The following is a 14,792-nucleotide window of genomic DNA, read 5'->3' on the forward strand; positions in this document are numbered from 1 at the left end:
TTTTAATATCCCTCCCATTCAAGTCCCGTAGCTTTTGTGTAATCGCTTTTCATCGTCTGATACATTTCATCAAAGGATGCATAAAAATAATCCGATTCCTGAATTTCACCGTCTTGTGCATCTTTTAACAATTTAGCAAACGCCTGTGAATATGTATTGGCAAGCGCACCGCCCATATGGCCTTCAAGATCACCGTAATGAATATCATCTCTCGGGACAAAACTCATCAGTGCCTTGTTAAAGTCATAATACTTCAGCCCCAATTCATCAAAAGCTTTTTGCAGCGTATCATGTACTTTGCCCATTCCGAGTTTCTGCATCGCTGCCGGCGCAATCGGTGACGTCACGCAGATGAGTTCAATTCCGTTTTCCTTACAGTAATCGTTAATCCAGCCAAACTGCTCAGATACATTTACGTCGACACCGGCGTTATCACGGCCGACCCACAAATCAATATAATCGGCACCACCCGGTTTACCGCCAAAAGTGTCACGGTAAAAGAAGCCCTTGCCGATATACGGACCGTCTGCGCCTTCAACTTTGCCGTCAACCCCTGCTGCTTCAATAGAATATTCACGGTAAGCTTCTGTCATTTTCGTACTGATGTTCTGCTTTACGGAAGACCATGTGCAGTCCCAGCTCAACCGTCTTACTAAAACATTTCTTAAATCAATCGTATCCCAGTTATCCAGCAGATATTCCGTCTTTACCTTTAAATTCGTAATATTCTGACAGATAAACGGTTCCGTAAAATAGCCCTGCGGCTGTTCATCCATCCAGTACTGGTAATCCACATCCATAATTACCGTCTTCACATCATTGCTTTCACACGCATCTTTTAACAAATAGTACGCATCTTTTACCGTTTCCCCCGGAATTGCAAGATTGAGTGTATTGGTTCCCAGTTCTTCATCCAGATATTCCGGATTAATTGCACTTCGTGCATGCGATGCACCCAGTATAATCGTATCATACTGCGTATCTTTTCGGTTCACTTCATGCAGGATAAACCTTACATAACCAGACGGTGCAAAGCAAAAGTCACAAATCCCAAGAATGACCGCCAGTCCCACTAAAAATCCCGCACACCTGATCCATGGCATACTCTTTTTCATTTTCGTTTTAATTCTCCTTTAATAATGACAGCAGCTGTTCTGCTGATTTCTCCCAACTGTAACGTGCAAGCACCGGTTCTTTTTCCGATACCGGCTGTGCCAGCAGCTTTTCTATGTCAACTCTCGGATTATCCGGCTCTATATAATGCGCCGCCGTACCGAATATTTCCGGCAGGCTTGCCGCATGGGATACAATGACCGGTGTTCCCACGCTCATCGCCTCTAACGGCGGGATTCCAAAGCCCTCATAAAAAGATGGGAAAATAAAAGCTTTTGCTTCCTGCATCAGCGCTTTAATCTCACAATCCGAAACATCTGCAACATATGTCACATTCGGATACTGCGAAAAATCCACGGCGCTGTCCAGTTTCCTGCCCGCCGCCGCAAACTGCGCCTGCGGGTTATTTTCAGCCGCCTTTAAAACCCAGTCAAGATTTTTATTACGGTTGACGGAAGTCAGTGTAAAAAAATATTTTTTTCTTTTAAGCTGCGGATATTGCTCAAAAATGCGCATATCCGGCGTAACGCCGTTAAAATGCTGCCAGCCGTTGCCAATTACCGCAATCTTTTCGTCCGGCACGCCTAACAGTGCATGAATCCGCTGCTTTGAAAATTCCGATACCGTAACCAGCCTGTCCGCTTTTTTACAGATTCTCTGATAAATCTTTAAAAACCAGTCCCGTTCCTCTTTCGGAAATTCTGTCAGAAACGGATACATTTTTTCAGATTCCGCATAACAGACATCGTGCAGACAGACAATGCCCTTCGGTGCAAGCACCGAAGCTTCATTGCACAGATTGACCGGTATCCTGCCGTGCAGCCGTGCATACGGACCAAATACCAGCTGTGTCCAAAAGCGTGTCCGTTTTTTGACAATCACACGGATATTTTTATACGCAGGAATTTCCTTTGCATTTGCCGGAACTAAAATGGCAATATCTGATTCTTTACAGATTTTATCCAGACATGCCAACAGCTGATACGCATACCGGTCAATCCCTGTTGTCATTGAATTCAGAAATCTTCCGTCAATCAAATACTTCTTTTTACTTCGCATGCTGCTCCTCTAATTCTTTAAAAAAGCGCTTATATTTTTCCACCATGATATCCCAGGCAAAATTATCACACACATAGTCGTGTCCGTTCTTTGCCATGATATCAGCGATATCCGGGTGATTTAAAATATATTTTACAGTTTCCTGAAAATCATAATAATTGCCGAAATACAGTCCTCCGTTGCAGCAGCTTACAAAATTTTTCGTAACCGCACAGCCTTCGTGTACGAGTACCGGGCGTCTGCACAGCCAGCTTTCCATGATCACAAAGGAAAAGCTTTCATTTTTAGAAGGCTGGCAAAGCAGTGTGGCTGCACCGTACGCATCATATTTATCCTGTAAATCCACAAAGCCTAAGTCATAGACATCGTTTTTAATTTCCGTCGGGATTTCAAGCTCCCCGCCGCCGATTAACACCAGCTTTAAGTTATCCTGCTCATTCTGTTTGTAGCGCTTAAAATACTGTACCAGTGTGTCGATATTTTTACCCTTATCTTTACGTCCCGCATATAAAATAAACGGGTCGTTAATATTGTATTTTTTACGGAAACGATCCGCATCATAAGTCAGCTTCGTATCCATGCCCAGCCCCATGACTTCCGTCTTCATGCGGCTCGTATCACACAGATGCTCCGTTAAATCCTGCTCCGGCTGTGCGTTAAAAAGCATCCCCGCCACTTCCGAATAAACGGTACGGAAAGTCTTCATATGTGCATAGCTTTCATCGTGAAAACACGGAATCAGCACCGCCTGTCCGGGACATGCCTGCACACCCCAGTACGTTGTACCAAACATGTAAGGAATAAAAACAAAGCAGCTGTACTGCGCTCTGTTCTCACGGATATAGTCATACAAATCCGGGCTGTTAATCATTTCTTTGTGAAACGTATTTTCTTCTTCCAATGTCAGTCCGCTTTTTTGTATCAGCTTTGCATTGACCGCATCAAATGCCGCCGTATTGCGCTTTCTGATTTTAAAACGGCGGATTGGGATTCCGTTCTTGCTCGTATAACTGCCCGGCTTATAAAAATCCTTATTCCAGTCTGCCGTAAATTTTTCCACAGTCGTTGTCAGGATTTCAATATCCATGCCCGCTGCAAATAAATGATCTGTTATGCCCCGCAATGCCGCCTCAGCACCGCCCGGAATATTATCCCCGTACCAAGGCGCCACAAATGCAATTCTTTTCATACTACCTCTGTTTCTGAGCAACATCAGTGTGATTTTTTACACTAATTGCAAACCCTTTCTACAATATCAATAAATCTGTCCGTTATCTTTTCCCATGTATAGTTGGCATCGACATATTTCCTTCCGTTTGCACCCATGCCTGCCGCCGTATCCGGGTGCGTCAGCATGTAGTTTACACACCCTTCAAATTCATAGTAAGACTTATAATACAGTCCGCCGTTACTGCGGACACAGTGACCCTTTAAGACGTCACATCTGCCGTTTACCACAACCGGAACGGAAAGTGTCATTGCCTCCAGTACCACAATGGAAAGACTTTCAAACGGTGACGGCATAATCAGAAACTTCGCCCCGGACATGACATCGAACTTTTCCTGGTCGCTCACAAAGCCAAGGCTTACAATATCGTCACTTTTTGGAATCGGAATAACCGGTTTCCCCATCATGACAAGCTTTAAATCGTTCTGATTTTCCTTTTTATAGCGCAGGAAATAGTCAAATAATTCCTTACAGCCCTTCGCTTCATCAATTCTTCCGGCATAAACCATGTAATTGTCAATACCGTATTTATTTTTACAGAACTGTGAATCAATCGTATCCGGCACTTCCACGCCGCTTCCGCCGTAGCCGTCATTGTTGATAATGCGCTCATTGCGGAATTTGCGTTCCACAAACTTCTTTTCCTCCACGGTCAGATAGAAAAGTGCCTTCGGCATCTGAAACAGTGTATCAAATGTCTTTAAGTAAATCGGCGGTTCATCATGCGCCGTTGAAATTAAGATTGCCTTATCTTTAACAAGCGGCAGTCCCTTAACGGTTGTATAATACAGATAGGTCATAAAAATGAATGCTTCATAATCATCTGCATGGTCTTTGATATAATCAATCAGTTCCGGTACATGCGGTCCCTGCATTTCAAACCACTGTTCTTCCTGCTCCATGGTATGCTCCGGATTGCCGATGACTTTTCCTGAAAATTTACCGAACCGGTTTAAATCACGCGGCTTGTCCACACCGAAACGTCTGACGGTCACACCGTTAATCACATCCACATCGTTGGTATATTCATTTTTCCATGTTGTATATTCAATTGCTTTGGTTGTCAGCACTTCAATATCGTACTGCTGCTGTAAATGTTCAACAAGCTGTCTGGAAAGCAGCTCCGCGCCGCCGTTTACTTCCAGACCGTAGCGCTGGACAACAAATGCCAGTTTTCTTTTCATGACTTATCCTTTCCGTCCGCCGTTTATAAACGTATCCAGATACGTCTTAAACTGCGCCTCAATTACCTTGTGGTCAAAATCGGCAAGTCTTGCCTGCTGATTTTTGATGATCTGTGTCCGCAGTGCTTCATCGGTCACAACACGGTTAATCACACCTGCCGTTTCTACCGGATTTTTATCCTTTAATAAAAATCCGCCCCCGCCGAGCGTACCTGCAATCGCCGAGGAATCGTATGCCACAACCGGCACATCAAAATACATCGCTTCTACAAGCGGCACGCAGAAGCCCTCATGCTCGCTCTGGCATAAAAAGACGTCTGCAATTTTATAATATGCGAGAATTTCATCAAATTTAATATGTCCCGGAAATACCACATCTTCCAGTTCCAGTGCATTAATGTAACTTTTTAAGCGGTGGTAATACCGCTCCATGCCGTTATGTCCGCCCACCAGTATCAGGCGGGATTTCGGGTTATAAAACTTTTTATAGTCGTAAAATGCACGGATGACATCCTCCTGACGTTTATTCGGTGCAATTCTTCCCGTAAAAATAAGATTGGTATAACCGTCACTGTAGCGGTCAATAACCTGTTGTGACGGTGTCTTTGCGTAATCATCAAACGGTATCAGGATTGGCAGGACATCAATCGGACAGGTGTATCCCATACGGATTAAATCCTGTTTGTTGTATTCTGACACGGCAAGGCAGTAATCCACCTTATCGGCAAGATAAGAGGCACCTTCTAATCCGTTCTGGCACAGCTGCGCCGCCTTGACACTGTATTCTTCAAAAAACTGCGGCGGCGTAATATTGTGATACACCATAACTTTTCTGCAGTGCATCTGTGCCAGCCGGTAATTTAACTTTGTTCCGGTAGATAAGTGATATAAAATGATATCCTTTTCATTCAGCCTCGGCAGCTTTTCCACAAACTTTGCACTGCCCTTTGGCAGGCGCGCATCAATGCTTTCTGCAAAGATTTCGGTTTTATATCCCATTTCCCGAATCACTTTTTCCAACGCAAGGGCATCATTGCTGACTGCGTCCCCAAATGCAAGCGTCGGAAGGAGCTGATAGATTTTCACGGTAAATCCTCCTAATCCTCATTCTTAAGCATTTACGCCTGATTCTTTTTTAATTCTTCTTCGAGTTCACGGATACGGCGCTCGCACTTATAAATCTTCTTCTCAAGTTCCTCAATACGCGCATCATCATCATTGTATCTGCGGACCGTCTGTGCCACAACCTTTGTTGTCAGTTCATTAAAGCGGTTCTGGTCGTCTACAAGCGGTTCTACATAGAAGCATACCATCTTACGGATCACCTTTTTGACAAAGGTAATGAGTTTGCCTACCCCTTTACGTGTCGATGAAATGTCACGGTATGCAAGCACGGTTCTGCTCTCATCCATCATAGAAATATCGTCTAAGTAATCCTTCAGGTCAAACGGCACTTCCGTACCGCCTACCAGACAGGCAATATCGCTAAACGGAATTTCATTGTCTGCATATCCCTTTGCACGGATTTCCGCACGGATTTCCTGCATAATATCCTCAATATTAATCTGTTCCTGTTCCATTGTTCTCTCCTCTATCCTTAAATCTCAAGTTCCCATGAATGCGCGATTCTTGCGACACCCACGTCCGTCATATTCGATACCACTTCAAATTTGAGGGCTTCTTTATAGTAATCCACCGGATTGCCTTCTCCGTATTCAATCGTAATATCCAGCCAGTACTGTCCCGGAATGAGATTGAGTTCCGGCATGGTAATGACAAACCTGCCATCCTTATCAATATCAAAGTTGTCTACGCGGTCAATACGGGTATTGGTTCCGTAAACCCAGAGTCCGTCACTTCTGAAAATTCCGTAGCCGAATACGGCATCCGTTACTTTCTTTTCTACATGATAGCTTAAATCCAGCACCATTTTTTCACCGGTACGAAACGTCGTCTGCTCTTTTCCATCGGCATCTAACATCTTAATCTGCGTAAACTTGGCATCTTCCGAACCGTAACGCTTCATTTTTGCCTTGCGTTTTTTTTCTTCTTCTGCCTGCATATTCTGTAATTCCAGCTTCTGAAGGCGTAACCGTTCTTTTTCCTGCTGGTCGATTCTCTGGGTATTCATATAATCCAGATATTCCAGATGGACTTCCTTTGGTTTTCCTTCCATTGCAATTTTACCTTCGCATATCCAGATTGAACGGTCACAAATCTGCTCAATCTGTCCGAGAGAATGGGATACAATCACAATCGTTGTGCCGCTTGCCTTAATTTCTCTTAATTTATTAAAACACTTTGCCTGGAAATTGGCATCCCCTACGGCAAGGATTTCATCAATCAGCAGAATATCCGCATCAACATTAATCGCAACAGAAAATGCCAGTCGTGTATACATCCCGGAGGAATAGGTCCTTACCGGATTATCGATAAATTCCTCCAGCTCAGAAAATGCGATGATTTCCTCTAGACGCTCATCAATTTCTTTCTTTGTCAGTCCGAAAATTGCCGCATTGGTGTAAATGTTTTCCCTGCCGCTCATATCCGGATGGAAACCGGCACCCAGTTCGATTAAGCTTGATACCCGTCCGCACATTTCGATTTCACCGGAGTTCGGATAGATAATCCTTGTAAGCATTTTTAAGGTTGTACTCTTTCCACAACCGTTTTTACCGACAAGTCCGATGGCTTCGCCTTTTTTGACCTCAAAACTGATATGGTCTAAAACCACACGGTTTTCGTAGCGGTTGCGCTTCCAAAACAACAGTTTTTCCTTTAATTCCGTTCCTTTATCATAATACACTTTAAAGGTCTTGGTAACGTCCCTTACCTCGATTGCATTTTCCTCATTTTTCATATCCAAAAACAGCCTTTCTCTATTAGAAATTCTCTGCAAAGCCCTTTTGCAGCTTCTTAAATAACAATTCGCCTACAATAATAAATACAATACCGATAAATAGTGCAAGCAGTAAAGATGACATCTGCGGCACATTGCCGTAGTATAAAATATCACGATAAATTTCTATCACCGGTGTCATCGGATTGAGTCTGAAAATCGGCATTGCCCAGTCCGGAACCATATCGCTTCCGTACATCACCGGTGTCATATACTGTAACGCCATCACTAAAATACCGAGAATATACTGTAAATCACGCAGATACACGGTCAGGGATGCAACAATTAATGCAATGCCAAGACACAGTATGTATTCTACAATCATAACGACCGGAAGGCAGGCAAGTCCCAGAAACTGCACTTTTCTTCCGCTGACAAGCAGTGCCGCAAAAATAACAATAAAGGTTAAAAGCATATTGACAAAGCCGCTCGTTACCGTTGCAATCGGCAGTACCTCACGCGGGAAATAGATTTTTTTGACCATATCCTTTTCCCTTAAAATGCTCGTTGAACCGTCCTGTACGCTGGAAGCAAAAAACATCCATGGAACAAGTGCCACAAATAAGAACATATAATACTGTTCATAACCTGCTTTCATGATAACCGAAAACACAAGGGTAAACACGACAAGCTGTAATAACGGATTGATAAATGTCCACAAAAATCCCAATACAGAGCCTTTATATCTGCCACGTAAATCTTTTTTGACAAGACTGAAAATCATTTCCCTGTATTCATATAATTCTCTTAACTGCTTCACTTTCTTTCCTCCAATATTTTTCCCAGTCTGTCCTCTAACAGACTGACAGAATGCTGCATTTTGGTCTTTTCCCGGATATATGCCCCTGCCGCCGCTTTTTTCTGCTCATAAAATGCAGAATCTTCACAAAGCCGCTTCATATAAGCCGCCGCCTGTGCCACATCGGCTTCCGCCCAGTGATACCCCTTTTTAAACGGCGGGATATCCTGTTCTATTGCCGTTTTTTTGTAATCCACCATACAGGCAGATTCCCGGTTCATAAATTCCGTATTGGCAGACCAGTTTGTTGCAATGACCGGCGTGCCAAGCAGCATCGCCTCTGCCATGACCAGTCCGAAGCCCTCTGCCCGGTGTAAGGATACAAAAACATCCACACATGCCGTCAGGCTGTTGACTGCCGTTTTAGACAGTGTTTCGCATATAAAATATATATTATCATATCCGTCAAGTTTTGTGCGGATATTCTCAATATCTTTTTCGCTTTGTTCCGAGCGGTTCATTTTAATGACCAGCCCGACCTGTTTATTTTCCCGGTCAAATGCCTGTTTAAATGCTTCAATCGCACCCAGCGGATTTTTACGCACCATGCCGCTCCCGCTGTCATACATCATCAGAAATAAAAAGCGGTCTTTTGGCAGATGAAAATAATCCCTGTCATATGCCGCATCTGCCGGTGCCGTAACACTGTAGGGCAGGGTATAGACCGGCTTATCTGTATATTTTCTTAAGTTTTGCGAAATAAACTCGGACGGTGTCCACACTTCATCAAGCAGATGAAATGCCGGAAGCCACTCCTTTGGAAACTCCTCTAATTCCCACAGCCAGTATCCGATATTGTAGCGCGTATCCCATTGATTCTTACCCACGTCCATAAAGGCAAGCGGCAGTTCACTCGGATTAACGTGAATCAGATTGATATTATACGGACCGGTCTGCGTAATTTTACCGTCAAAAGCTTCGTTGGTTCTGCTGCCCCCCGGCGGCACAAAATAATCATACACTGTATAATCCCATGTGCTGTTTTCTAAAATTTCAGCGACCAGGCGCATACTCTGTCCCAATCCCGTATCGCTTTTGATGCTGCCAATCAGGTTGATGCCCTTTTTGTGTGCCTGCGGCTCAAATGGTGTAATCTCTGTTTTTTCAAGGTCTTTTGCACCTTTTTCGATGACTTTTGCTTTAACTGCACTCAGCATTTTCTGCGGTATCAGCTTTACCAGCACCGGACGCAGGGCTTCCGCCATGTTTAATGCTGCTTTTGAAAGACTCATAAACGGTTCAACCTTTCTGTATCGTTAAAATAAAATCCCGGACGATTCTGCCAAGCTTCTCCGGTGCATATTTTGCAATAATCTCTTTATAGGCTTCTTCATCGACATTGCTGTTAAAATGCAGCATTTTTTCTGCCAGATTGTCAATCTGGTGCTGTTCGGTGCCGTTTAAATCAAAACGGTCTCCATGCTGTCCGATAATTTCATCATAAATATCGAGATTGCCCACAATCATCGGCTTTCCAAACTTCATGACTTCAATTAACGGCATGCCAAAGCCCTCCGCCTTAGACGGAAATACAAAGCAGGAGCAGTCTGCAAACAGCTGATGTTTTTTATCATGGGTCACATAATCCAGATACGTAATGCCCTTTGTCTGTGCCATGGTTTGCTTTAACAGACTGTCAATATCGTCTTCCTGCATTTTCCCTGCAAGAATCAGCTCCTTTGTGCCGCCAAGCTCCCGGTATCTGCGGTAGCCCTTTAATAAGAGATCCACGCCTTTGCGCTTTTCCATATTGCCTACATATAAAAAGTAACCTTTATCCGTTGTTTCCCATGTGTCCTTTAACGGATTGGCAATGATGTAGGCATTGCAGTTTGCAATTTTTCGTGCCGCCGGAAAAAGCTTTTCTGTTGTCTTTTTCGTCTGTATTGAATTGTACAGAATCATATCCGTATTTCTTAATGTCTTTGCAAGATTATGTTTAAAATACAGGCTGTAAACAATGCCAAAATATTCGACATATTCAATCGGAAACATATCATGAATTGTAATCATGGTTTTAAAATTTCCTTTTAAGCGGATTGGGATAATGGTATTGACCTCCCAGAATAAATCCGGCTGAATTTCATTTAACTGTTTCTGAATAAATGAAAAGTAGGAATACACGCCCGCACTGCGGTATACGGCTTTCCCCTGTGTAATTACGGGAATTCCCTTTTCCATAAAATATCGGATGTACTCGCTTTCTGCCACATCGGAAAGCAGTACAAACTCAAATTCCCGGTATTTCATCAGAACCTTTAAGAAATCATTCAGATACATCCCCACACCACTAGGTCTGCTGCCTAATGTACGGGCATCTACTGCAATCTTCATATTCTATCCATTCTGCCGTCTGTGCGGCTTTTTTATCGTTGTTTTTATGATAACCGTTTTCGGTGTGTTTATTCTCCAGCTGTAACTTTTTATCAAACAGTATCACTATACTCGTTTTACACTATTTTGTCAAAGCTTCCATCATAATCCGTGCGGATTTTTCCCACGAATACCGGGATAATACCGTTTCCGGCGCTTCCCTGCCGCCTTCTTTTAACAGCTGTTCAATGCTGATGTCCGCATTGTCACAGTCCACGTAATACGCCGCATTTCCGTAAATCTCATGCAGCACCGGAATATCGCCAAGCACCACCGGCGCCCCCATGCACAACGCTTCCATCGGTGGTATGCCAAAGCCTTCATACGTAGAAGGAAATAAAAACGCCCGGCAGTATTGCATCAGCGCCCGCGCTTCGCTGTCGGACACATAGCCCGTGCAGATGACATTATCCAGTTTTTCCACCCCGGAATCATCGCCCAGCGGTTTTCCCGAAAGCACATAGATTTTATCCGGATTTCCTGCGGCATTTTTTAAAATCCATGACAGATTTTTATTCGGTGCAAGCGATGCCAGATAATAGTAATACGCCCCTTTCGTAAGCTTAGGATACTTCTGGAAAATGGTTTCATCCGTATCTTTACGGTCCATATGCTGCCAGCCGTTCCCTGCCACATAAATCTGTCCTGCATGCACCCTGTACTGCTCTAAAATTTCTTTTTTGGACGTCTCACTGACCGTCACAATGATATCTGCCTTATGAAATGCGTGTGTATACATCCATTTACGGTATAAAATTTCATGCCATGCACCCGGCTCTTTAAAATATTCCGGGTGTGTCTTAAAGACAATATCGTGGACACAGACCAGCCCGCCCTTTGAAAACAACGGCACGGTATTGCACAGGCAGATTCCCTTTGCCTTCTCTTTTTTTAAAAAACGTGCAAAACAGACCTGCTCCCACACTTTTACACGCCTGCTTTTTCCCGCACAGCGTACTTCAATATTTGAAAATTCCCGGCGGATTTCCTCAATGCGCGGTGTTTCAGGCAGCACCAGCACCAGCCGCAGGCACTCCTTATATGCCGGAGCCATTTTATTCATCTGCTTTAGAATCTCCGCCGCATACCGCTGTACGCCCAGTGCGGGTTCCAGCAGAAAGCTGCCGTTGATTGCATAATACTGTCCCATAAATTTTTAATTCCTTGTTCCTAGTTTTCTTTTGGGTGATAGGTCGGCGCCACTTTTTGTATCAGTGTGCGGATATCTCCCGTTTCTGCATAAGCTTCTTCTTTTAATTCTTCCAGATGCTCAAAGAAATGTTCTTTGTCAAATTCAATCGGCTTGCCGATATGAATCAGCTTATTGGCGGTATCCTGCAGACCTTCTTCTTTCATCAGCAGTTCTTCATAGAGCTTTTCACCCGGACGCAGTCCCGTATACTTAATCTCCATGTCGACGCCTAACGTATAGCCGGATAATCGGATCAGGTTCTTTGCCAGATCATCGATTTTGACCGGCTCTCCCATATCCAGAATAAAAATCTCTCCGCCCTTTGCGTAAGCACCCGCCTGTAAAACAAGCGAAACCGCCTCCGGTATTGTCATAAAATAACGGATAATGTTCGGGTCTGTGACCGTTACCGGACCGCCCGCTTCAATCTGCTTTTTAAACAGCGGAATGACCGAACCGTTGCTTCCGAGTACATTACCGAAACGCACGGCTACAAAATCCGTCTGTGAACGCTCGTTGTACGACTGGATAATCATTTCACAGATTCTCTTGGTTGCCCCCATGACATTGGTCGGGTTGACCGCCTTATCCGTAGAAATCATTACAAACTTGCCGACACCGTACTTGTCCGCCATTTTCGCAACATTCCATGTGCCGACAACGTTATTCTTAACGGCTTCATTCGGGCTGTCTTCCATCAGCGGTACATGCTTATGTGCCGCTGCATGATATACAATTTCCGGACGGTACTGTGCAAAAACGCTTTCCAGACGGGAAATATTCCGGATAGAACCAATCAGTGTTACCACATTGGCATCCGGGTAGGTCATCTTTAATTCCTGCTGGATTTCATATGCATTATTTTCATAAATATCAAATATAATCAGGCACTTCGGCTTGTGGCTTACAAGCTGTCTGCAAAGCTCCGAACCGATAGACCCGCCGCCGCCGGTGACAAGGATTGTCTTATCTTTAACATACCCCATAATGGAATCCAGATCGACTTCAATCGGGTCACGGCCGAGCAGATCCAAAACATCAACGCTCCGGATAGAATTGACGTTAATTTCGCCATCTACCATCTGGTAAACGCCCGGCAGAATCTTTAAATTACAGTCGGTTTCTTTGCAGATATTTAAAATGTTGCGCTTGTCTTCCATGGATGCAGACGGAATCGCAAAAATAATTTCATCAATGTCATAGACCTTTGCAACTTCTTTAATTTTATTTCTTGTGCCGACAACCTTGACGCCGCGGATATATTTTCCGACCTTCTGTGTATCGTCATCAATAATACAGACCACCTTGGAGTTGTCCATATAACGCGAATTCTGGATTTCACGCATTAATACGTTGGTTGCCTCACCCGCACCGATAATCATAATCCGCACCTGCTCTGCGGTGTGGCGGTAATTCTGCAAGACGGTACGTATCATGCGGTACATAAAACGGCTGGCACTCATTGCAACGATTAAAAATACCCCGGATGTAAAATAACAGCTTCTCGGAAGCATCCAGCCCATGTATGCCGTTACACAGATATGGGCAAATTCCGTTACAATACAGGCCTCCACAATTTTATAAAGTTCCGCAATGCTGGCATACTGCCATAAACTGTGATACATTCTGAAACACCAGAATATAATAATGGCAACAATCGTAAAAGGAATCATGTTTTTCTGATACTTGAGCAGATATTCCTCCGGGATTGCCGAAATGCTGATTTCAAAACGCATCAGCAACGATAAAAATACACATCCGTTTACTAACAGGATATCCGTAATAATCAGGCATATTCTTCTGACGAGAAGCTGTATCCTGTCTTTTCTAGTTTCTTCCATTTTTTATTCCTTTCGCCCAAAAAGGCATTTTTATCAATCCTATGACCGTTCCGGTTCCATAACTGACATGCAGCATTAAAAATAGAAACGGAAGTGCCAGACAGGTTTTATTTCGTATTTCCGGTGCACCAATCACCGCCGCCAGCGCCATAATGACCGCCAGCAGTCCGTACAGCACCCACATCAGCCCCGTAAGCCCCGCTATAACTTTGAAAATCACCAGTGCCGCCCCGCTAAGTGCCGTTATGCTGCCTGCAATGGCAAAGCCTGTACAAAAAAGTACCGACAGGATAATTGCCATCACAAAGGCAAACGGCACAAAATGATACAGGGAAAGGCACGGTGCGCACACACCGGTTGTCAGTCCGATCCAGTAGCCGTTGGCATATTTCTGCTTTAACATTTTTCCTAAATCCGGACGGATATGCTGATAGGAAATAATCTCCGGGTCAAAGCACAGCTTAAAGCCCGCCTTTCTCATACGATAGTGGATTTCATTGTCTTCGGTTCTTGCAAGCCGCTCATCAAATCCGCCGATGGTTTCAAATACCTTCCTGCGGTACGCTGCGTGAAACATGGATTTCACATAGCTTTTGCCGGGATTGTTGCGGTACGGTGCAATACTCGAACCAAACATGGAGCTTTCTGCCAGAAGCAATGTATTGCGAAACGGTGTCGGCTGTTCGATAATGTTCGGTCTTTGTCCGCCGCACACATCTTCCCCGCTCTCTAACACCGCCACATTTTTCGTAACAAAGTCTTTCGGAATGGATGCATGCGCATCAACCTTTAAAATGGCTTCTCCGCGGTAGGCTTTCAGGGCAACATTCCAGCCGCACGGCAGTGTCCGCTTTGGATTGTCAAGCACGCTTACGCTTACAAATCCCATATCGGGCTGTGTTGTATTCTGTGCTGCGAATTCCTGCATGATTTTCTTCGTGTGGTCTGTCGATGCAGAATCGACCAGCACCACTTCCATGCTGCCATGTGCATAATCCTGCGCCGCAATATCCTTTAAAATCGCAGGCAGTGTCTGTTCTTCATTATACGCAATCACACATATCGTAATAAACATAACTTTCCTCATTCTAAACAACTTCGGCT

At 44.2% G+C, this 14,792-nt stretch carries 13 protein-coding genes; all 13 read right to left on the reverse strand.

The window, feature by feature from the left end; all coding sequences use genetic code 11:
* Window positions 1-2: 2 nt before the first annotated feature.
* The 13 genes from WMO37_RS10065 to WMO37_RS10125 all read right to left on the reverse strand — a co-directional run bounded on the left by WMO37_RS10065 (window position 3) and on the right by WMO37_RS10125 (window position 14,763).
* Window positions 3-1,115, reverse strand: coding sequence for a hypothetical protein (locus WMO37_RS10065; RefSeq protein WP_349154933.1), 1,113 nt, complete (start codon window positions 1,113-1,115; stop codon window positions 3-5).
* A gap of 7 nt (window positions 1,116-1,122) precedes the next feature.
* Window positions 1,123-2,172, reverse strand: coding sequence for a glycosyltransferase family 4 protein (locus WMO37_RS10070; RefSeq protein ID WP_349154934.1), 1,050 nt, complete (start codon window positions 2,170-2,172; stop codon window positions 1,123-1,125).
* The gene (locus WMO37_RS10075; RefSeq protein WP_022433135.1) at window positions 2,162-3,361 is read right to left on the reverse strand and encodes a glycosyltransferase family 4 protein; all 1,200 of its coding nucleotides are present in this window, start codon (window positions 3,359-3,361) and stop codon (window positions 2,162-2,164) included. The genes WMO37_RS10070 and WMO37_RS10075 overlap by 11 nt, the downstream gene beginning before the upstream one ends.
* A gap of 41 nt (window positions 3,362-3,402) precedes the next feature.
* Window positions 3,403-4,584 carry a glycosyltransferase family 4 protein gene (locus WMO37_RS10080; protein WP_022433136.1) on the reverse strand — a complete coding sequence of 394 codons (1,182 nt, stop codon included), beginning with the start codon at window positions 4,582-4,584 and terminating at the stop codon, window positions 3,403-3,405.
* A 3-nt stretch (window positions 4,585-4,587) separates the two neighbouring features.
* The gene (locus WMO37_RS10085) at window positions 4,588-5,670 is read right to left on the reverse strand and encodes a glycosyltransferase (RefSeq protein ID WP_349154935.1); all 1,083 of its coding nucleotides are present in this window, start codon (window positions 5,668-5,670) and stop codon (window positions 4,588-4,590) included.
* A gap of 32 nt (window positions 5,671-5,702) precedes the next feature.
* The gene (locus WMO37_RS10090) at window positions 5,703-6,164 is read right to left on the reverse strand and encodes a hypothetical protein (protein WP_349154936.1); all 462 of its coding nucleotides are present in this window, start codon (window positions 6,162-6,164) and stop codon (window positions 5,703-5,705) included.
* 17 nt (window positions 6,165-6,181) lie between these two features.
* Window positions 6,182-7,444, reverse strand: coding sequence for an ABC transporter ATP-binding protein (locus tag WMO37_RS10095; RefSeq protein WP_022433139.1), 1,263 nt, complete (start codon window positions 7,442-7,444; stop codon window positions 6,182-6,184).
* Window positions 7,445-7,466: 22 nt separating this feature from the next.
* Window positions 7,467-8,243 carry an ABC transporter permease gene (locus WMO37_RS10100; protein WP_022433140.1) on the reverse strand — a complete coding sequence of 259 codons (777 nt, stop codon included), beginning with the start codon at window positions 8,241-8,243 and terminating at the stop codon, window positions 7,467-7,469.
* Window positions 8,240-9,514, reverse strand: a complete 1,275-nt coding sequence (locus WMO37_RS10105) for a glycosyltransferase family 4 protein (RefSeq protein ID WP_349154937.1) — start codon at window positions 9,512-9,514, stop codon at window positions 8,240-8,242. Before WMO37_RS10105 ends, WMO37_RS10100 begins: the two co-directional genes overlap by 4 nt.
* A 7-nt stretch (window positions 9,515-9,521) precedes the next feature.
* Window positions 9,522-10,616 (reverse strand): glycosyltransferase family 4 protein, encoded by a 1,095-nt coding sequence (locus tag WMO37_RS10110; protein WP_022433142.1) that lies wholly within the window; start codon window positions 10,614-10,616, stop codon window positions 9,522-9,524.
* 121 nt (window positions 10,617-10,737) lie between these two features.
* Window positions 10,738-11,805 carry a glycosyltransferase family 4 protein gene (locus WMO37_RS10115; RefSeq protein WP_349154938.1) on the reverse strand — a complete coding sequence of 356 codons (1,068 nt, stop codon included), beginning with the start codon at window positions 11,803-11,805 and terminating at the stop codon, window positions 10,738-10,740.
* Between the two features lie 20 nt (window positions 11,806-11,825).
* Complete coding sequence (locus WMO37_RS10120; protein ID WP_349154939.1) at window positions 11,826-13,688, reverse strand: polysaccharide biosynthesis protein; 1,863 nt, start codon at window positions 13,686-13,688, stop codon at window positions 11,826-11,828.
* A complete protein-coding gene (locus WMO37_RS10125) occupies window positions 13,675-14,763 on the reverse strand; it encodes a glycosyltransferase (protein WP_349154940.1) in 1,089 nt (362 codons plus the stop codon). The genes WMO37_RS10120 and WMO37_RS10125 overlap by 14 nt, the downstream gene beginning before the upstream one ends.
* Window positions 14,764-14,792 lie beyond the last annotated feature (29 nt).

Source organism: Lachnospira intestinalis, from assembly GCF_040095895.1.
GTDB lineage: Bacteria > Bacillota > Clostridia > Lachnospirales > Lachnospiraceae > Lachnospira > Lachnospira intestinalis.

Excerpts from the sequence above, each read along its gene's own strand:
- WMO37_RS10065 (WP_349154933.1), bottom strand. The coding sequence starts at position 1,115 with ATGAAAAAGAGTATGCCATGGATCAGGTGTGCGGGATTTTTAGTGGGA.
- WMO37_RS10070 (WP_349154934.1), bottom strand. The coding sequence starts at position 2,172 with ATGCGAAGTAAAAAGAAGTATTTGATTGACGGAAGATTTCTGAATTCA.
- WMO37_RS10075 (WP_022433135.1), bottom strand. The coding sequence starts at position 3,361 with ATGAAAAGAATTGCATTTGTGGCGCCTTGGTACGGGGATAATATTCCG.
- WMO37_RS10080 (WP_022433136.1), bottom strand. The coding sequence starts at position 4,584 with ATGAAAAGAAAACTGGCATTTGTTGTCCAGCGCTACGGTCTGGAAGTA.
- WMO37_RS10090 (WP_349154936.1), bottom strand. The coding sequence starts at position 6,164 with ATGGAACAGGAACAGATTAATATTGAGGATATTATGCAGGAAATCCGT.
- WMO37_RS10095 (WP_022433139.1), bottom strand. The coding sequence starts at position 7,444 with ATGAAAAATGAGGAAAATGCAATCGAGGTAAGGGACGTTACCAAGACC.
- WMO37_RS10105 (WP_349154937.1), bottom strand. The coding sequence starts at position 9,514 with ATGAGTCTTTCAAAAGCAGCATTAAACATGGCGGAAGCCCTGCGTCCG.
- WMO37_RS10110 (WP_022433142.1), bottom strand. The coding sequence starts at position 10,616 with ATGAAGATTGCAGTAGATGCCCGTACATTAGGCAGCAGACCTAGTGGT.
- WMO37_RS10115 (WP_349154938.1), bottom strand. The coding sequence starts at position 11,805 with ATGGGACAGTATTATGCAATCAACGGCAGCTTTCTGCTGGAACCCGCA.
- WMO37_RS10120 (WP_349154939.1), bottom strand. The coding sequence starts at position 13,688 with ATGGAAGAAACTAGAAAAGACAGGATACAGCTTCTCGTCAGAAGAATA.
- WMO37_RS10125 (WP_349154940.1), bottom strand. The coding sequence starts at position 14,763 with ATGTTTATTACGATATGTGTGATTGCGTATAATGAAGAACAGACACTG.